The organism is Geofilum rhodophaeum (assembly GCF_002210225.1).
Lineage (GTDB): Bacteria > Bacteroidota > Bacteroidia > Bacteroidales > Marinilabiliaceae > Geofilum > Geofilum rhodophaeum.
In genome coordinates this window covers 59,348-78,306 of record NZ_MWUJ01000001.1, presented here as the reverse complement: position 1 = coordinate 78,306, position 18,959 = coordinate 59,348, and the positions used below count along the sequence as shown (strand labels likewise).

Annotated in this window: 18 protein-coding genes; 10 read left to right on the top strand and 8 right to left on the bottom strand. The window is 51.0% G+C overall.

The window, feature by feature from the left end; genetic code table 11:
* Positions 1 to 14: 14 nt before the first annotated feature.
* The 5 genes from B4W65_RS00300 to B4W65_RS00280 all read left to right on the top strand — a co-directional run bounded on the left by B4W65_RS00300 (position 15) and on the right by B4W65_RS00280 (position 5,275).
* Positions 15 to 1,340, top strand: a complete 1,326-nt coding sequence (locus B4W65_RS00300; RefSeq protein ID WP_240509430.1) for a V-type ATP synthase subunit B — start codon at positions 15 to 17, stop codon at positions 1,338 to 1,340.
* A 29-nt stretch (positions 1,341 to 1,369) separates the two neighbouring features.
* Entirely contained in the window at positions 1,370 to 1,969 is a 600-nt protein-coding gene (locus B4W65_RS00295) for a V-type ATP synthase subunit D (protein ID WP_088653113.1), read from the top strand.
* 8 nt (positions 1,970 to 1,977) lie between these two features.
* Positions 1,978 to 3,789, top strand: a complete 1,812-nt coding sequence (locus B4W65_RS00290; protein ID WP_240509429.1) for a V-type ATP synthase subunit I — start codon at positions 1,978 to 1,980, stop codon at positions 3,787 to 3,789.
* 30 nt (positions 3,790 to 3,819) lie between these two features.
* Complete coding sequence (locus B4W65_RS00285; protein WP_088653111.1) at positions 3,820 to 4,278, top strand: V-type ATP synthase subunit K; 459 nt, start codon at positions 3,820 to 3,822, stop codon at positions 4,276 to 4,278.
* A 70-nt stretch (positions 4,279 to 4,348) separates the two neighbouring features.
* Complete coding sequence (locus tag B4W65_RS00280; RefSeq protein ID WP_088653110.1) at positions 4,349 to 5,275, top strand: DMT family transporter; 927 nt, start codon at positions 4,349 to 4,351, stop codon at positions 5,273 to 5,275.
* Here B4W65_RS00280 and B4W65_RS00275 read toward each other — a convergent pair.
* A complete protein-coding gene (locus tag B4W65_RS00275) occupies positions 5,236 to 6,618 on the bottom strand; it encodes an MFS transporter (RefSeq protein ID WP_088653109.1) in 1,383 nt (460 codons plus the stop codon). The genes B4W65_RS00280 and B4W65_RS00275 overlap by 40 nt on opposite strands.
* Before the next feature lie 192 nt (positions 6,619 to 6,810).
* Between B4W65_RS00275 and B4W65_RS00270 the strand changes: the two genes are divergently transcribed.
* Positions 6,811 to 8,394 (top strand): methyl-accepting chemotaxis protein, encoded by a 1,584-nt coding sequence (locus B4W65_RS00270; RefSeq protein WP_088653108.1) that lies wholly within the window; start codon positions 6,811 to 6,813, stop codon positions 8,392 to 8,394.
* A gap of 56 nt (positions 8,395 to 8,450) precedes the next feature.
* On the opposite strand, the gene B4W65_RS00265 is transcribed toward B4W65_RS00270, so the two are convergent.
* Positions 8,451 to 9,590 carry an alkaline phosphatase gene (locus B4W65_RS00265; RefSeq protein WP_088653107.1) on the bottom strand — a complete coding sequence of 380 codons (1,140 nt, stop codon included), beginning with the start codon at positions 9,588 to 9,590 and terminating at the stop codon, positions 8,451 to 8,453.
* A 169-nt stretch (positions 9,591 to 9,759) separates the two neighbouring features.
* Between B4W65_RS00265 and B4W65_RS00260 the strand changes: the two genes are divergently transcribed.
* Genes B4W65_RS00260 through nth form a run of 3 tightly spaced genes read left to right on the top strand, consistent with a single transcriptional unit; the run spans position 9,760 to position 11,909 of the window.
* Positions 9,760 to 10,419: a metal-dependent transcriptional regulator gene (locus B4W65_RS00260; protein WP_088653106.1), complete on the top strand. Its 660-nt coding sequence runs from the start codon at positions 9,760 to 9,762 to the stop codon at positions 10,417 to 10,419.
* An 11-nt stretch (positions 10,420 to 10,430) separates the two neighbouring features.
* Positions 10,431 to 11,249 (top strand): zinc transporter ZupT, encoded by an 819-nt coding sequence (zupT, locus tag B4W65_RS00255; protein WP_088653105.1) that lies wholly within the window; start codon positions 10,431 to 10,433, stop codon positions 11,247 to 11,249.
* Between the two features lie 12 nt (positions 11,250 to 11,261).
* The gene (gene nth, locus B4W65_RS00250; RefSeq protein WP_088653104.1) at positions 11,262 to 11,909 is read left to right on the top strand and encodes an endonuclease III; all 648 of its coding nucleotides are present in this window, start codon (positions 11,262 to 11,264) and stop codon (positions 11,907 to 11,909) included.
* A 349-nt stretch (positions 11,910 to 12,258) separates the two neighbouring features.
* Here the strand turns inward: nth and B4W65_RS00245 are convergent, their stop codons facing one another.
* The 6 genes from B4W65_RS00245 to B4W65_RS00225 form a co-directional block, all read right to left on the bottom strand.
* On the bottom strand, positions 12,259 to 13,158 hold the full coding sequence (locus tag B4W65_RS00245) for a nucleotidyltransferase family protein (RefSeq protein WP_088653103.1): 900 nt from the start codon (positions 13,156 to 13,158) through the stop codon (positions 12,259 to 12,261).
* A 66-nt stretch (positions 13,159 to 13,224) separates the two neighbouring features.
* A complete protein-coding gene (locus tag B4W65_RS00240) occupies positions 13,225 to 14,199 on the bottom strand; it encodes an N-acetylmuramoyl-L-alanine amidase family protein (RefSeq protein ID WP_088653102.1) in 975 nt (324 codons plus the stop codon).
* 55 nt (positions 14,200 to 14,254) lie between these two features.
* Positions 14,255 to 15,025, bottom strand: a complete 771-nt coding sequence (locus B4W65_RS00235) for a lipopolysaccharide kinase InaA family protein (protein ID WP_088653101.1) — start codon at positions 15,023 to 15,025, stop codon at positions 14,255 to 14,257.
* Between the two features lie 106 nt (positions 15,026 to 15,131).
* A complete protein-coding gene (locus B4W65_RS17260) occupies positions 15,132 to 15,290 on the bottom strand; it encodes a hypothetical protein (protein ID WP_158522737.1) in 159 nt (52 codons plus the stop codon).
* 14 nt (positions 15,291 to 15,304) lie between these two features.
* Positions 15,305 to 15,778: a DUF302 domain-containing protein gene (locus B4W65_RS00230; RefSeq protein ID WP_088653100.1), complete on the bottom strand. Its 474-nt coding sequence runs from the start codon at positions 15,776 to 15,778 to the stop codon at positions 15,305 to 15,307.
* A gap of 75 nt (positions 15,779 to 15,853) precedes the next feature.
* Entirely contained in the window at positions 15,854 to 17,926 is a 2,073-nt protein-coding gene (locus tag B4W65_RS00225) for a S9 family peptidase (protein WP_088653099.1), read from the bottom strand.
* Between the two features lie 140 nt (positions 17,927 to 18,066).
* Between B4W65_RS00225 and B4W65_RS00220 the strand changes: the two genes are divergently transcribed.
* The gene (locus B4W65_RS00220; RefSeq protein WP_088653098.1) at positions 18,067 to 18,933 is read left to right on the top strand and encodes a DUF4861 family protein; all 867 of its coding nucleotides are present in this window, start codon (positions 18,067 to 18,069) and stop codon (positions 18,931 to 18,933) included.
* The last annotated feature ends 26 nt before the right edge of the window (positions 18,934 to 18,959 follow it).

Below are 18,959 nucleotides of genomic sequence, written 5' to 3'. Positions count from 1 at the left end.
CGAGTAAAATTTGAATGATGGAAAGTCAGGCATTTCAAAAAATATATACCCAGCTGATCAACATGACCAAGGCCACGGTTACCTTAAAGGCCAAGGGCGTGGGCTACGATGAAATGGCCATGGTGCATGGCCGCAGGGCACAGGTGGTTAAGCTGATGGGCGATTTGGTTACCCTGCAGGTGTTTGCCGGAACCGAAGGCATCCCCACCAACGCCGAAGTGACCTTTTTGGGGCGTCCGCCCCAGCTGAAGGTGAGTGAAGAACTGGGCGGTCGCTTCTTCGACGCCTACGGCGACCCCATTGATGGCGGTCCCCAGGTAGAAGGGGAGATTCGCGACATCGGCAGTCCCTCGGTGAATCCGGTACGTCGTAAGCAGCCTTCTCAGTTGATTGCTACAGGTATAGCAGGTATCGACCTCAACAACAGTCTGGTTTCGGGTCAGAAAATTCCGTTTTTTGCCGACCCCGACCAGCCCTACAACCAGGTAATGGCCAATGTGGCCTTGCGGGCCAAGGCCGACAAAATTATTCTGGGCGGGATGGGCTTGACCAACGACGATTACCTGTTTTTCAAGAATGTGTTTCAGAACGCTGGTGAGCTCGATCGCATCGTCAGCTTTGTTAATACTACCGAGAACCCGCCCGTGGAGCGTCTGTTGGTGCCGGATATGGCACTTACGGCAGCCGAGTATTTTGCGGTGGATAAGAATGAGAGTGTGTTGGTATTGCTCACCGACATGACCTTGTTTGCCGATGCCCTGAGTATCGTATCCAACCGTATGGATCAAATTCCTTCGAAGGACAGTATGCCCGGATCTTTGTATTCTGACCTGGCGCGTATTTACGAGAAGGCGGTACAGTTTCCTTCCGGCGGTTCCATTACCATTATTGCCGTAACCACCCTTTCGGGCGGCGACATTACCCACGCCATTCCGGACAACACCGGTTACATTACCGAGGGACAGTTGTTCCTGCGTCGCGATACCGAAATTGGAAAGGTGATTGTGGATCCCTTCCGTTCGCTGTCTCGTCTGAAGCAGTTGGTTATTGGTAAACAAACCCGGGCCGATCACCCGCAGGTGATGAATGCGGCCATTCGTTTGTATGCCGATGCGGCCAATGCCAAGACCAAACTGGAGAATGGTTTTGACCTGACCGATTACGATGAGCGTACCCTGGCTTTTGCCAAAGCCTATTCGGATAAGTTGTTGGCTATTGATGTAAATGTGGATACCGACACCATGCTGAATATTTCCTGGGAATTGCTTGGTAAGCATTTTACCAAGGCCGAGGTGGGCATCAAACAAGAGTTTGTTGACCAATACTGGGTGGGAGAATAAGCAGCGGTAAAAACATTAAGAATAACAGCATGTCAATTAAATTTCAGTACAATAAAACTTCGCTGCAGACTCTGGATAAGCAGTTGAAGGTACGCGAGCGGGCCTTGCCGACCCTCAAGAACAAAGAGTCGGCTTTGCGCAGTGAGGTGAAGCGTGCCAAAGACCGTGCTGCCGAGATGGAGCAGGAGTTGGAAAAGGAACTGGGTCGTTATGAGGACATGGTGCGATTGTGGGGCGAGTTTGATGCTTCGCTGGTTAAAGTAGAGGATGTGGATCTGTCGGTGAAGAAAATCGCCGGTGTGCTTACGCCCATCCTGGAAGATATTCACTTTAACATTGCACCCTACAATCCTTTTACACGGCCGGTCTGGTTTGCCGATGGCATCGCCATTTTGCGTAATCTGGCCCGTTTGGGTATTGAACGCGAGGTGTGGCTGCGTAAGATGGAGTTGCTTGATCATGCCCGGAAAAAGACCACCCAAAAGGTGAACCTGTATGAGAAGGTTCAGATTCCCGGGTTTGAGGATGCCATGCGTAAAATCAAGCGCTTTTTAGAAGATGAGGAAAATCTTTCCAAATCGGCCCAGAAGATTGTTAAAACCCGTCAAGAGCAGGAGGTCGAGTTATGATAGTACCCATGATGAAATACTCTTTCCTGGTGTACCATGCCGATTATAAAGCTTTTTTAAAAGAGCTGAAGCAGATGGGTGTGTTGCATGTTCAGGTAAAGAAGCAGGAGGCGACTCCCGAAATGCAGGATTTGCTTAGGGCTTACAACGATTTGTTGAAAACCATTCGCAGTTTGAGCGATCGGGTGAAGAACAATGAGGTCAGTGGTGAGGGACCCCGTTTTGCCGATGGCGCCGCTGTTTGGCAGCGCGTTCGGGAAATTGAGGCGGAACTGGAACAGAGACAGCAACAGATGGGCAGTCTCGAAAAGGAAGCCCAACTCTTGTTGCCCTGGGGCGATTTTTCTCCCGAGCGACTGGAGGATTTAAAAGAAAGTGGACTGTATTTCCGTTTCCTGGTTTGTCGCGATAAATATTTTGATCCCGCCTGGGAGCAGGAGTACTATTTGCAGAAAGTTTCTGCTGAGGGGGGATTCACTTATTTTGTGTTGCTGCAACGCGAAGCTGGTGCTGCCTTGCCCGAATGGGAGGGCGTTGACGAAACTTTGCTGCCGGCAAGGTCTTTGTCGGACTTGCGAAACGAGCAAAAAGCATTGGAAGCAGAGGTGCTTCAATTCAACGAGGAGTTGGATTTGTTGGCCACGCACCAAGTGAGACAACTGGAGGCCTATGCTGCTGATTTAAAAAGCGAGCTGGATGAGGCCAATGTTTTGCACCAAACGCAAAGCGAGGTGGAAGACCATGTTCGTTTGATCGAGGGTTGGGTGCCCCAGCCTAAGATGGCGGGACTCAATGCTGAGTTGGATCGTAGGAGTATTTTGTATGTGGCTTCGCGACCCACCGACGACGATAAGGTGCCCGTGCAGTTGAAAAACAACCGATTTGCCCGCGTGTTTGAGTCCATCGGCGACCTGTACGAATTGCCCAACCATAAGGAGCTGGATTTGGTGCCTTTCTTTGCACCCTTTTACATGCTCTTCTTTGGGTTTTCTTTAGGCGACGCCGGATACGGATTGATCATTCTTTTAGCAGCTATTTTTGCCAAGTACAAGGTGCCAAAGATGCGCAGCATCATGACCCTGGCGCAGTGGCTGGGATTGGCAACCGTTGTTTTTGGCGCCCTTACCGGCACCTTCTTCGGCATCAATTTGATTGAGGCAGACATTGCCTGGCTGGAAAAGTGGAAGGCTTACATGATCGATACCGATAAGCTGTTTAATCTGGCCCTTATTTTGGGTGTGATTCAGATTTTGTTCGGCATGGTGCTGAAAGTGGTGAATGTTTCCATGACCAAGGGTTTTGCCTACGCTTATGCCACCATAGGCTGGTTGTTGTTGATTGTGGGCAGTGGTCTGGCTTACGGTTTGCGTGAGCTGGGTGCCGTCAGCGAATCGGTGGGCAGCTACCTGCAAAACGGTGTTTTGATCGCGTCCGGGGCCTTGATTCTCTTGTTCAACCATCCGCGTCGCAGTATTGTGATGAATTTTTTAAGTGGATTGTGGGATGTGTATGGTATGGTTACCGGCTTGGTGGGCGATTTGCTTTCGTACATTCGTCTGTTCGCCCTGGGGGTTTCCAGTGCGATTCTGGGCTTCGTGTTCAATGAGTTGGCCATGAGTCTGCGTCCCGACAATGTGATTTTTGGTCCCCTGGTGATGATCATTATTCTTTTGGTGGGGCACGGAATGACCCTGTTTATGGCAGGTTTGGGTGCCTTTGTTCATCCCATTCGACTTACCTTTGTGGAATTTTATAAAAATGCCGGTTTTACCGGGGGCGGCAAACGTTATACCCCTTTTGCCGAGAAGAGTTTAGAATAATAACAGTTGTAACAAATTAAAAAAGAAAACATGGAACCTATTGTATTGGCTTACATTGGAATTGGTTTAATGGTTGGTTTGGCCGGAACCGGTAGTGCATTTGGATGTTCAGCGGCAGGTAGTGCCTCTGTAGGAGCAATGAAAAAGAATCCCGATGGATTCGGATCTTATCTTCTTTTGACCGCTCTTCCTGGTAGTCAGGGTCTTTATGGCTTTGCCGGATACTTTTTGATGAGTAACTTTTTCGGTTTGCTGACACCCGACATTACCTGGATCAAAGCAGGTGCCGTTTTTGGCGCCGGTTTGGCTGTTGGTCTGGTGGGCTTGCTGTCGTCTTACCGTCAGGGTCAGGTTTGTGCCAACGGTATTGCTGCCATTGGTTCGGGTCACGATGTGGCTGGTAAGACCTTGATTTTGGCTGTATTCCCCGAGCTTTACGCCATTATAGCCCTGGCTGCTGCCTACATGATTGGCGCTGCCGTAATTTAATTTTAGAATACTTTTTAGTAATGCAGAGTCGTCTGTTGATCAGACGGCTCTGCTTTTTTGGTACTGCTGCATGCTTAAAATTTTAAAGAGCACCACCTTCCTGGCCATCTTTGCCAGTTGGTTGTGGTCCACCGCCTTTGTGGGCGTCAAGATTGGTTTGGAATACCACAGTCCCCTCCAGTTTGCCGGACTTCGTTTCTTTATTTCCGGACTTTTGTTGCTTGTGTTCTTTGGGAAGCCGCGGGTCTTTTTGCGTGAAATTAAGAAACAGCCGGTCTTTGTTTTGCTCATTGCCCTGCTGCAGATCTTTTTGCAGTATGCCTTTTTTTATATGGGGCTTGATTTGGTGCCCAGTGCGCTGGGTGCCATGCTGATAGGGGCCTCGCCCCTGTTCATTGCGGTGGTGGCCCATTTTAGTCTGTCGAACGACCGAATGACTTTCTGGAAGATGTTCAGTATTGCTATTGGGGTGCTGGGCATCGTCGTCATCACCCTGGGCCGCAGCAAATCGGAAGTGCGGGGGGAATACGAGTGGCTGGGCATTCTTTTTCTTATCATGAACAACCTTTTTTCGGGATTCTCCAATGTGTTGATTGTGAAACGCTCGAAGGGCATGCCGGCCTGGGTGCTCAGCGGGGGCAGTCTCATGATTGGCGGTTTGGCCCTCTTTTTGGTATCCCTACCGGTAGAGGGTCTGGCCAGTGGTCCTTTCCCCAGGGATTATTACCTGGCCCTGGGCTGGTTGAGTTTTCTTTCTGCCGCCGCTTTCACCATCTGGTTTTCCTTGATAAAACGTCCCGGGGTTAAGGTGTCGGAGTTGAATGTCTGGAAGTTTTTGATTCCTGTTTCCGGCGCCATTTTGAGCTGGGTGCTCATTGCTGAGGAGCAGCCCGACTGGATTTCGGTCACCGGGATGCTCATTATTGCTTCTTCGCTCGTGGTGCTCAACCTCTCCAATTACTGGCGGTCGAGGCGTCCCCGCCACCACGAAAAGTAGATGCCTGCCAGTCCCAGTGCGGCAAATACCAGAAAGGCCTGGCGTTGGGCCTGCAGAAACAGTTTGGGATCAGCCGCTTCCATTTGGGTTTTCCCCAAAAGGAGGGCAAAAAAGAAGGTTGCAATGGTCATCGACGTAATTTGTCCCACCACCCGCATGGTCGCTGCCGTGCCCGATGCCTGGGCGTAAGCGCTGCGGTCGACCGAGCTCATGATGGTGTTCATGTTGGGCGATGAAAACAGCGCAAAACCCAGTCCCACCCACAGCAAAATGCCCACAATGATCGGTAGGGGTGTTTGGGCTTGCAAAAAGGCAAAGGCAGCCAGTCCCACCGTACACATACTCATACCCAGGGTGGCCAGGTAACGGGGTTGTATGCGCTCGGAGAGGCGGCCAGCTATGGGCGAAAACAAGGCCATCATGGCCGGTTGGGCCACCAGAATGCTGCCTGCGGTTTGTGGACTAAGTCCCTGAATTTTTTGCAGGTATAGACTCAACAAAAACACAATGGCAAAGGTGGAGCTGTAATTGATGAGGGCGGCGAAATTGGAGTAGGCAAAAAGACGGTTGTGGGTAAAGAGCCGGGTATGGAAGATGGGGAAGTCGGACCGCGCTTCGCTGCGCCAGAAAAGCAGCAAGCCTACCGCACCCAGCAGCATCAAAAGCCAACCCAAAAGCTCCGGAATGCGGGAGGACCCGTAAACCAGTGCCGTGAGTCCAGCGATATAAAAAAGGCTTCCTTTCAATCTTAGTTTGCGCAAGATGCCGGGTGCTGTTGCCGCATCCTTCCCCAAATAGCGCCAGGTAACGACAATCACCAAAAGGCCCAGTAGGGTTGAAGTCAGGAAGATTGAACGCCAACCCAAAAGCTGGGTGAGATAACCGCCAATAAAGGGACCGGTGGCCAGTCCGATGTAAACCGCAGCCACCGAAATGCCCAGCACCCGACCCTTTTGTTGGGGTGGAAAGGCCGTTACCAAAATGGCGGTCCCTGTGGTGCTGGTGAGCGCTGCCCCCATTCCCTGAAGCAGTCTGAAGGCGATGAGCCAGTTTCCATTGGGCGCATAGGCACAAAGCAGCGACGATAAGGTAAACAAGACGAGCCCCGATTTAAACACCCTGCGAACGCCGCTTAAATCGGCAATCCGTCCCATAGGTAAAAGCAAAATGGCGGTGGTCAGCAAAAAACCGGTAACAATCCAGCTCAAGGCCACCGCATGCATCGAAAATTCTGCTTCAATGGCCGGAAGTGCTATGTTGATGGAGGAGATGAGGAAGGTCCCCATAAAAGAGGTGATGGCCACTATGGCCAGAATGGAAAGTTGCTGCCGGCTCCACTGCATAATCAAGGTGTTTTGTCTGTAAAGATAAGAACTGTTGGGCGAATATCTTGCGTGTTTATCGAATGCTAAAAATTATTAAACAGGCGGACGGTGCTTAACTTCCTGCTATCTTTGTAGTACCTGCTCCCGGGCGCATTTTCTGTTTAACGACTGCCCACACCCAAATTGTTTTTCTTCTAGGTATAAGGATTTATGTACAACTACTTACAATTTAAGAATTGGAAGTTTGGCTATAAATTGGTCATGGGCTTCGGGGTTATTATTACCGGTGTATTGGTTTATGCCGGCTACAACTTAAGTGTCCTGTACCGGATTAATGCAAACAGCCAGACCATCGACTATTATATGGATCGTCTTCAGGGGCTCAATAATCGGCACATCGATCACCTGGAATGGGTGAATACGCTGGGGGGGATTTTGATTACCGGAGCTTCGGACACCAGGGATCTGGAGCACGATCCGCGGCAGTGCCGGTTTGGGCAAATGTTTTACAGCGCAGAGCGCGGGGAGATGGAGACGCTGTTGCCTGATTTAAAGCCTTTGATGGCGGCTATGGAGCAGCCTCATGTGCGTTTGCATGCTGCTGCCGATAGTATAGCGGTATTGCTGGGGGAGGGGACTTCTTCGGCGCGTATGGCTGAGGTGTATCAGCAGGAGGTGGAGACCAATATGTCGCAGATGACTACTTTGTTGCATCGGGCAGAGACTTTGTTGGAGGAAGAAATTGCTGTGCTGCAGGTGCAGAGCAGTGATTTGAAGGAACGGGTGGCTTTACTGACGCTGGTATTGGGCGTGTTGGTGATTGTTTTTGTGGTTATGATATCGGTGGTGATGACCCGAAACATCCGTAAGGCCTTGCAGGCATCCATCCGGCTTGCCGAACACATTGCCGACGGTGATCTGACGGTGGAAATTGAAGTGACTCAAAACGATGAATTGGGCCAGTTGGCAGGAGCTTTGTCACGAATGAAGGCCAAGCTTGAAGAACTGATTGGGTTTATGAATATGGAGGCCGTGAATTTTGAGCAGGTTAGTCGTGAGTTGAGTCGCGCTTCTCAGACCTTGAGTGAAGGGGCCAATGAGCAGGCTTCCTCCTTGGAAGAGATCAGCTCTACTATGGAAGAGATGAATGCTTCTGTTGAGCAAAACAGTGCTCATGCCAATGCAACACGCCAGGTCTCGGAGCAGGCGTTGACAGATATGGAGGAGGTGAATGTTCGCTCGGTGAAGGCTTTTGAGGCCAATACTCTGATAGCTCAGCGTATTGCTGTAATCAGCGACATCGTTTTCCAAACGAATATTTTGGCCTTGAATGCTTCGGTTGAGGCTGCCAGGGCAGGGGAGCATGGTAAAGGCTTTGCCGTGGTGGCCGGTGAGGTGAGAAAGTTGGCCGACAAAAGTAAGGAGGCTGCGGATGAGATTATGAAGGCTGTAAAGGAGGGCTTGGAACTTACTCAGTCGTCTATGGAACGCCTCCAGGAGTTGGTGCCCCAGGTGGGGAAAACCGCTGAATATTTATCGGAAATTGCTGCGGCAGGCATAGAGCAAAGCAACGGCAGCAATCAGGTTAACATGGCCTTGCAGGAGTTGAATACGCTTACTCAGCAGTCGGCCGGTTCCAGCGAGGAGTTGTCGGCAACGGCGCAGCACCTGGAGAGTAGGGCCCGACAGTTACGCGATTTAACAGCCTATTTCAAAATCAACAGGAAGGACGTTTTTGCGCCAGGTGAGGATGAGCAGGAAGCGCTAAGTTGTCCCATCAACGGCCGATTATAACAGGAGCAAAAAAAACGGGGCGCTGTGGCCTCGTTTTCTAATTTTGGTGCGTTTTCTTAAAACTTGAAAAGGGCTTTCATCTTTTCAAAAATGTCGGTATTCTTATAAACGCCCATGAAATTTTCGGCTCCGGGACCGTAAGCAAATACGGGCACCATTACGGCGGTGTGGTTTTCTGAGGTGTACCTGGCGTTTACTGTAAGCTCTTGGTCACTCCCGCCATTGATGGTCATACCACCGGTTTCGTGATCGGCGGTAACAATGACCAGTGTTTCGCCATTGGCTGCAGCAAACTCCAGTGCTGCGCCTACTGCCCTGTCAAAGTCGAGCGCCTCTTGTACAATGTAGGGCGTGCTGTTGGCGTGGCCACCCCAGTCGATTTGTGAGCCTTCAATCATGATGAAGAAGCCGGCTTGGTGGTCCGAAAGCACCTCCAGTGCCTTTTGGGTGGCCATGGGCAACATGTGGCCACGTTCCGGATAAACCGGATTGTGTCCTGCTGCGGTAAAAATGGCCATGGGGCCATTTTTGGCTTTTCCCGCTGCTTCCAGCGAGGTGAAGACCTTATAGCCTTTGTCTTCCAGCTCACGGCTGAGGTCCCTGCCGTCTTCCCTTTGGGTAAAGTGTTCCAGTCCCCCTCCAATAAACAGGTCGATGTCGGTTTCCAGAAAGTCGGCGGCAATGGCTTCGTAGTTGTTGCGTGAAATGTCGTGCGCAATAAAGGAAGCGGGTGTGGCATGGGTAATGCCGGAGGTGGAAACGAGGCCTGTTGCTTTGCCGTTTTCTTCGCTCAGGTGCAGGATGGATCTGATGGGGCGGCCTTCGGCATCCTGGGCAATGACCCCGTTGTTGACACGTTGACCGGTAGCCAGTGCGGTACCTCCTGCTGCCGAGTCGGTGATGTAATTGTCGGCACTCTGCGTGTCGATCAAACCCATGTGTTTCAGTGTTGTGATGTTGAGTGCCCCGCCGTTGGCTGTTTTGGCTGCATGTAGCTGGGCCAGTCCCATACCATCCCCAATCAGCAGTATGATGTTTTTGGGATGTTCTTTAAAAGCTGCATCAGCGGGCAGGTTCACCAGCTTATGGGGGCTTGGGTTGGTAAAAATAGCCAGTGAGTCAGTCGATTGAGCCCCCAGAGGGGCCGAAAGCATAAGACCCAGAAACAGGGCCGATGTAATTCTCATTTTAAGCATATCGTATTTTTTATAAAAACAAGTTTATCTGAAGAGCTAAATTACTTCTTTTTGGGGAGGTCTCCTTTATCTCAATATTAAAAGAACGTGAAAGTGCCCTTAAGAGTTTTGCTAAGTTGTTGTTTTTGAGTTTAAGCTTACTTAAATTTGCATTTAAGTTTGCTGTAATATGTCTATTGCCACAGATAATTTTTTAAAGGCGCTTTACCTGCTGCGTGATGAACAGGTAGCGGCTGTGATGGGTACCCAATTGGCGGCCCGGCTTGAAATCAGTTCGGCCGCGGTGACCGATATGGCCCGCAAATTGGCCGAGCGGGGCTTGGTGGCTTATACGCCTTATCGGGAGATGGAGCTTACGGGGGCCGGAGAGGAGCTGGCTTTGAAAATCATACGCCGGCACAGGCTGTGGGAATTGTTTTTGCAGCAGGTTTTGGATATGGATCTGAAAATGGTGCACGAGGAGGCCGAGCGTTTGGAGCATCACGCTTCGGAGGAGTTGATGAATCGGATCGATGTTTTTTTGGGCCATCCCGATTTTGATCCGCACGGAGAGCCCATTCCCCGTCAAAGCGGGAGTCTGCCTGAGGCCAACGGCTTGTTGGAGCTGCAACAGGCAGAGCCTGGGAAAAACTATTTGGTGGCACGCATCATCATTCGTGAACCGGAAGTTTTTGATTTGTTTGCCCGCTACGGCATTCATCCGGGGCAGCGTTTGCAGGTAATTCAATGTTACGACTTTGATAAGAGTATGGAGCTGGAGGTTGGTCGCCGAAAGGTTTTGCTCTCTGAAGGTTTGGTGCAAAAGATTTTTTTAAATCCCCTGAATTAAAAGAAACGAGGATGGATTGGAATACGATTTGGTTTGCATTTGGATTGACCCTTTTTGCGGGTTTGTCGACGGGGATTGGTAGTGCCATGGCTTTTTTTGCCAAGCGCACCAATACCCGGTTTTTGTCCCTGGCGCTGGGTTTTTCGGCCGGAGTAATGATCTATGTTTCCTTTGTGGAAATCTTTTTTAAGGCACGGGAGGAGCTTACCGAATTTATGGGGGATAAGCCTGGGACCTGGGTGACGGTGGCGGCCTTTTTTGGGGGGATGCTGCTTATTGCCCTGATCGACCGTTTTATACCCAAGGGTGAGAACCCGCACGAGATCAATCTGATTGAGAATATGACGGAAGAGCAGCGTGCGCAAAAAAGGCGGGAGAAGAAGTTGATGCGAATGGGTATGATGACTGGCCTGGCCATTGCCATTCACAACTTTCCGGAGGGCCTGGCTACTTTTACGGCGGCTATGGCCGACCCCAATTTGGGTATTGCCATTGCGGTGGCTATTGCCATTCACAATATTCCCGAGGGGATTGCCATTTCTGTTCCCATTTATTATGCTACCGGCAGTCGCCGAAAGGCTTTTAAATACAGTTTTCTGTCGGGCCTGGCTGAACCCATAGGCGCGATTGTGGGTTTTATGCTTTTAATGCCGTTTATGGGCCCGCTGCTTTTCGGAATCATCTTTGCTTCTGTAGCCGGCATTATGGTATTTATCAGTCTGGATGAACTCCTGCCTGCAGCGCGTGAGTACGGCGAGCACCACCTTTCGATTTACGGCATGTTTGGGGGCATGGTGGTGATGGCGATGAGTTTGTTGTTGTTCATATAAGAAAGGGAAGCGATGCGGAGAATAGAGCGTTTTAAGAAGGTGATTGCCTGGTTTCAGGAAAATATGCCGGTGGCCGAAACCGAGTTGCATTACAATAATCCTTATGAGTTGCTGGTCGCTGTAATTTTGTCGGCACAGTGTACCGACAAGCGGGTGAATATGCTGACGCCGCCTTTCTTTGAACGTTTCCCTACGGCCGAAGTGCTGGCTCAGACCGAAGTTTCAGAAGTCTTTGAATACATTCGTTCCTGCAGTTATCCCAACAATAAGAGTAAGAGTTTGGTGGGAATGGCGCAAATGTTGGTGCATACTTTTAATTCGGAGGTGCCCTCTGACATTAAGGATTTGCAGAAATTGCCCGGGGTGGGGCGGAAAACGGCCAACGTGATTGCTTCGGTGGTTTTTGATAAGCCTGCCCTGGCGGTGGATACGCATGTGTTTCGGGTGGCGGCGCGACTGGGTTTAACTAAGGATGCCAAAACGCCACTGGAGACGGAGAAGCAGTTGGTGAAGTACATTCCGGAGGATTTGCTGGCCATTGCGCACCATTGGTTGATTTTGCATGGGCGCTATGTTTGTGTGGCGCGGAAGCCGAAGTGTGAGGCGTGTGGTTTGAAGGAGGTTTGTGCTTTTTATCATGGTAGTCGTGGTGCAGAATAGCGCCTGACATAAAATTTCTATTCACTTCGTATCCTTCACTACAAGCATCGAAACTCGGGTAGTCGTAGTGCAATCTTGCGCCTGACATAAAACACCTGTTCACTTCAGTCGTTTCACTAAAAACATCGAACTCGCCTTCGGCTCAAACAGCGATGTTTTTGACGTTGCACTCCTTTGTTCACTTACGGTGTTTTCTGAAGGTCGCTATCTTGCACTACTTCCTTTCCGGAGTGGAGCGATGCTTGTTGCGTTATGGATACTTGTTCATTACGAAATTTTCTGAAGGGCGCTATCTTGCACTACTTCCTTTCCTGAGTTGGGGCTTGCGGCATGCCATCTGCGCTTCCGCTTATTTCCAAAGGCCGTTGGGGTAGAGGCCTTGCTCGTGCAGGCTTTGGAGGGCGGCCTGTACGTCGGGCTTGTCTTCCTGGTAGGTGACGCCGAACCACTTGGCGGGGGTGTTGATGATTTTAACCGTGGCTTTTTGGGCTTTTACCAGTTGGTCGGCAGCGATGTTGAAGTAGTATTCGGATTTCATCTCGCTCCCTTTTTCACGCAGGAAGTTTTGGAACCCTTCTTCCAGATGCTTGAAAAATTCGGGTTTGAAAATCCAGAAATTCATGGATACGGGCTCGTTGCCGGTCAGTTCTTCCTTCTGTTCGCCTTCATAAAAGAAAATGCCTTGACCTTCTTTGCCAATTTTGGTGCGTTCGGTGACTTTTGTGAGGTTACCGCTGGCATCGGCCTCACATACGCCACGCGATACGGTACCGAACTCGCTCAGGGTGTTTTTTAGGGCGTAGCCAATCATGGCGTATTCGTTGTCGGCCTTACTGTTCTGTATAAATTCGAAGGCCTGGGCGTAGGCGTCCTTGCCGTAAAAATCGTCGGCGTTGATGATGGCAAAGGGGGTGCTGATGGCGTCTTTAGCCATGAGCATGGCGTGGCCGGTTCCCCAGGGCTTTTCACGGCCTTCGGGAATGCTGAAGCCGTTGGGTATTTTGTCGAGACTCTGGTACACGTATTCCGTGGCTATTTTGCCTTTCAGGCGTGGCTCAAAGCGGTCTTTAAAAGCCTGGGCAAAGTCCTCCCGGATGACAAAGACCACCTTGCCAAAGCCGGCCCGGATGGCGTCAAATACCGAATAGTCGATGATGGATTCGCCGTCGGGTCCCAGTTCGTCCATTTGTTTGAGTCCGCCATAACGGCTTCCCATGCCGGCGGCAAGTATCAAGAGTGTTGGTTTCATAGCAAATGTTTTCGTTGTTGATGATTCTACAAAAATGCGAATAATCCGGGGTTTATCAAAGTCCGATTACTGCCCTTGCGTGTAGTCGTTGATGATGCCTTCGGCCAGCCAGTTGGCCAGTGCCTGTCGGTTCGATTCGAAGATGAAGCGCTGCTGGTCGCGAAAGTTTCGGATGTTCCCCAGTTCAATGAATACGGCAACGGGATTGGTTTGGCGGAGCATATAGAGATTGCGGTCACTTACTGTGCCTGAAAAACCTCTTCGTGGCTGGTGTTTCTGATAATTTTGCTGGAGGGTGTTGCGCAAAGTTTCGGCCATCTGTCGGCCTTTTTTGCTGCGGGCGTGGTGGTAGAAAAACACATCGAGTTGTTTGTTTTGGCTGCGACTGTCGAGGTGAATTTCGATGCACCGCTGGTAGTTTGCCCGTTCTTTTTTGGCCAGATGGTTGATGACACGGGCGCGCTGTTGCAGGCGTTCGAGCTGGTCGAGGGGGATGGTCTCGCCCTGTACCGTTTCGGAGCGGTCGGGGGCCAGCCAAGAGGTGGGGCGAATACCGTGGGTAGCATCCTGTACAATGAGGTGGACTTTGGCCTGGTGCTCCATGAGTCGACGTGCCAGTCGGAGCGTGATGTCGTAGGCGTATTCGTCTTCGTACAAGTCTTGTTCGCCGTAATGCCCGATGGCCCCGGGGTCGGGCCCACCGTGCCCGCTTACCAGGTAAAATACGGCCCCTTTGAGCCGATCATCTATAGGTTTAACGGTTTCGTGTTCGGCGCCAAACAGGGGCTCTTTCCGTTCTTTCAGTACCACCGGTATCAGGTAGTCGCGGTGCAAATAGAGTCCCCCGTTGTTGTCGAAACGCCCCTCATTCAGTTTTTTAAAGTTTTGCAGATGGGTGGCGGGGTCGAGCTGGTGCCGGCGCAGAAAGCTCCAGATGCCTTCTCCCTCGAGGGGACGTGCCACCAAAAGACTGTCGTTTTCTTGGGCCGTGAGCGGGGCCATGAGTATAAGAAGGCTTAGCAGAAGCAGGATGCTGCGCATAGGTACGGTGTTGAAAGCCGCAAAAATAACGCTTTCGTACTAATACCTCAGTGTTTTAGCGGGCAAATGCCAATTTTTTTAGGGGGCTGGTGATGCTTTTTTTTAGATGGCGGAATTTTTGGAAGCGCAGCTTGTACCAACCCAACTGAATAATGCCCCAAAGCGGGTTGCTTTGTCGGGCTTCGGCGTAGTAGCTGGCCAGCATGGCCATTTCGATGGGGGAGGCGTTGAGTCGGCGCAGGTTCGAAAATCCATGTTGACGCAAGCCTTTCTTGTTGAATTTCATTCGGTTGATGTCGACCAGACTGAAATGCCATTTCTCGGTGTGGGGGCGAACCAGTACGTTGCCCTGTCCCAAATCGAGATGCTCCACACCTTTGAGGTGGAGTTGCTCCCAGGCAAAGTGGGCAAAGTCGCGCAGAATCTCTTCTTTGGCGGCCATTTTTTGTCCAAAGACTCCAGCCAGAGTGAAGGCGTGTTCTTGATACAACGAGATGTAATAGCTGTGCGTGATGAACCCGAAACGGTCACGGAACTCGATCCAGGCTATGGGCTCAGGTGTATCGATGTTCAGTTTTTGCAGCTTGAAGGCATTTAAGAAACTTCGTTTGGCCTTGCTTTTACGCAGCCATGCATAAACTATGCGATTAAGCAGGTGCGGCCGGGCAAAGGCTTTTACGCAAAGGCGATGGCCTTCCAACTCAATGACTTTAATTTCGTTGCGTATTTTGTATATGGTGCTGCCTTCTTCCGGAAACCATTTTTGAATGGTGGGAAAGTGTTTTTCAAGCGCCTTAAAGTTGTTGTTGATGCTGTAGTGCAACATAGGTCGATGCGTTGGTATGTTGCAAAGATAAGTGGCCGATGGGCGCACTTGGGTTTATTGTTCCTGAAGGGTTGCTTTTTGCAGCCCAAGTGACCGAAGGGATAAGTTAAAGGGCCGCCCAAATGCGTGCCATGGAGTAACTGGGGGCTTTGGCCACAATGCAAGCAGCAAAGCGGCCCGGGAGGGCCGCTTCGTCTGCTGCTTCATGATTTTTATCGCCGATGGTATAACTGAAATGGTCGGCGTAGAAACACAATACCTTCATGTTGTAAACAGCGTTTATTCTTTTACAATATCTTGCATAATTTCTTCATAATCGTTGCTCACCTGCCGAAACACCTCCATACCGACGCCGTGCTCCAACTGGGAAAAATGTGCGTAGTTGGTCCAAGACACATAGGTCTTTCCATCCTCCTTTTCGTAAACAGCTACCCGGCAGGGCAACATGGTGAGGTTGTAGCGGTCGCTGTCCGACTTTAAAATTTCGTAGGCCCGATTCCCGTGGCACAGTTCCATGATTTGAGCAGGAAGCACTTCAATGCCGTTGCGGGCCATATTGCCCTGCATGTCGTGAACGATGGGCACGGTATAACCCAATTCCGCAGCCTCATTCTGGATGCGTTCGAGGGTTTCTTCTACATTGAAATTACTTTCCCTTTCCACCAAAATGGCGGTGTCGTTGGTGGGGGTGCAGGCAGCCATCAATGCCAGTAAAAATCCCCACGCCACGTTTCTTAAAACTTTTGTCCGCATAATGTTTTTGTTTAAAGGTTTCAGTAAGACAACAATCGGGACAACAAAAAGTTGATGGTCTTGTTTTTGAGCGCTTTACTTCAGCCACTTGTCCAGCCAACCGGCAAATTCCCTTTGCCACAGGATGCCGTTCTGTGCCGACAGTACCCAATGGCTTTCTTCGGGGAAATAGAGGAAACGGGCGGGGATGTCCCGGATGCGTGCTGCATTAAAGGCGCCCATGCCCTGGGTGTAAGGAATGCGAAAATCTTTTTCGCCGTGAATCACCAGCATGGGGGTATCCCACTGGTCCACAAAGAGGTGGGGCGAAAAATCGTAGCGTTTGTCGGCTTGCTCCCAATAAGGACCTTCCATATCCCAGTCCACAAAGAACATCTCCTCCGTGGTAGTGTACATCATATCGCTGTTGAAGATGCCGCAGTGTGAAATAAAGGCTTTGAAGCGTTTGTTGTGGTTGCCGGCCAGCCAATATACCGAAAAGCCCCCGTAGCTGGCGCCTACAGCGCCCAGTCGCTCCTCATCCACATAGGGCTCTGCCACCAGAGCATCCGCGGCACTTAAATAATCCTGCATATTCAGACCCCCGTAATCCCCGCTGATCTGCTCATTCCACGCGGTGCCAAAGCCGGGCAAACCCCTTCGGTTGGGCGCAATTACAATGTAGTCGTTGGCCGCCATCATCTGAAAATTCCATCGGTAGCTCCAGAACTGGCTCACTCCGCTTTGGGGACCGCCCTGGCAGTACAGGATGGCCGGGTATTTTTTATTGGGGTCAAAATGGGGTGGGTAAATGACCCAGACCAACATGTCTTTTCGGTCGCTCGTTTTTATCCAACGCTCCTCTACCTTACCCATCGTCAGCTGTCCCAGCAAGCCTTCGTTGATGCGGCTCAGATTGGTGTTGTTGCCGGTTTCTATTTCGATGCGAAAAACATCTGCGGGTTCGCTCATGCTCACCCTTGCAGCAATCAGTGCATCGCCCGTATGGGCTACGGTATTCAGGTTGTGCACCCCTTCGGTAACCTGATGAATGGCGCCGCTCTTTAAGTCGAGCAAATGAAGTTGATAGGTCGCCTCGCGGTTGGAGCTGAACCAGAGGTAGTCCAGGTCGCGGTCCCACACCGGACTGCCTGCATTGTGGTCGAAATCGACCGTAAGGTCACGTTTCTCGCCACTTTCCCAGTCCATGATAAAGAGCCGGTTTTTGTCGGCCTCGTAGCCATCGCGTGCCATGCTTTCCCAAACCAGGCGGGTGCCGTCGGGCGAAAAGAGCGGATTCTTATCGTAGCCCGCCATCCCTTCAGTAAGGTTACGGGTGCTGCCGTCACTGAGTTGGTAGGCATACAAATCCGAGTTGGTAGAAAAGGCGTAGTCGCGACCGCTCAATTTTTTGCAGGTGTAGATCAATGCCTGTCCGTCGGGCGACCAGGCAACCTGCTCCATGCCCCCAAAAGGTTTCAGGGGGGCATCAAAACGCTCCCCCTCCATGATGTCGGTCCCCTCTGTCAGCTCACCTCCGGGGGAATAAGAGGCAATAAACAGGTGGCTGTAATGGTGGTCGTGCCAACTGTCCCAATGCCGGTACATCAAATCGTCTTCGATGCGCGCATTGGCCTTGGGCAAGTCGGGATGTCGCTCGTTGACCGTCTGGTCGAGTTTTACCGGCTTGCTGTAGGCAATGTGTTTGAGGTCGGGTGCATACGAATAGCCGGTAATGCCTTCTTCAATGTCGCTCACCCTGCGCCGCTCACTGCCGTCGGGGTTCATCTCCCACAACTGCATCGCGCCCGACGCACTGCTCAAAAAGGTGATTTTTCGACCATCCGGCCGCCAGTCCGCCTGTGCTTCATTTACCGCCGTGTTGGTGATTTGCACCGGCGTTCCTCCTGTAACCGGAACGGTATAAAGGTCGGTATACGAGCGGTCCTCCCCGATGTGGGTGTAAGTCACCGAATAAAGCACCGTTTGCCCGTCGGGCGAGACCGCTGTACTGCCCAAACGGCCGAAGGACCAGAGCACCTCCGGTGTCATGCGGTCGCTGCTTAGCTGCAGGTCGCGGTTGTGGTGACTGTGGTCTTCGTGCACCGGGGTGCTGCACGACCCAAAAAGCAGGCCAGCGAGGGCCGTAAACATAAGAATTCGTTGCATGAGATGTGTGTTATTTTGTTGTTTGTGCTGCGGCAGATGTTCGGGCGGTTATGGATTACCAAAAATAGCCATTATCTTTAAAGCTTGCAAAGGAGGATTTAGCACAGTTTGTTTACATAACTTTAAAACAGAGAAGCTCAATGAAAAAAATGATTATTGCTTTGGGAGCAGTGTTGCTTATGAGCACCATGGCCCAGGCACAAAACAAAACCGACGCCAGCTTAATGTGGAACAAGGACAAAAAGCAGGTTACAGAGATCAGCTCAGAAAGCGGGAACTTGTATAAAGACGTAGCCCACCACGGGCCAGCCGTGGAGAATGAGTGGATGGGCCTTCGCCTGTACTTCGACCATAAAGTAGCCATTGACACCTACAATAAGATCAACCCCGGTCTTGAACTCACCGCCGCTGCCTGGTATCCTACCGTTGAACAGCAGGAGAATGGCTGGGGGGCCGACCTATATAAAGTAGGATCCACCGTGGGGATGGGTGGTGTGCGCTTGTGGGATGGCGAAAAGGAACAGTTTTTGGACCCGGTAAGTCGTCGTACTGCCCGCGTGCGCAAAGAGGCCAACCACGCCTATATGGAAATGTTGTCGGAAGGGATTCCCTACAAAGGCGACACCATAGATGTTTTGGTTCGGGTCACCGTATTCTCAGGCATGCGTGAGGCAAAGGTAGAGGCTTTTGCCTTCAGCAAGCAGCCCGTGCAGTTTCTGACCGGTATAAATTATCATCCCGCAACCGAGGTATTCCAGGGCGATGACTTTATTGCCACCTGGGGCATACATCCCGAAGATGTGGCCGCTTTTCAATTTGCCATAGGAGCAGCTATTAAGTACAACCCAGACGATTACGAACTGGTAAGGAAGCAGGAAAAGCAGTTTGAGTTGGTGTCCAGGCCGACCAAGTACCTGGAAACCTGGGTGAGTTCCTCCTGCGAGAAGGAAGCCGATCTCAATACCATGGGTAATTTTATAGCCTATCTGCGTGCCTTGCAATTGTAGGCAGTTGCAATAATTAAAGAAATCCC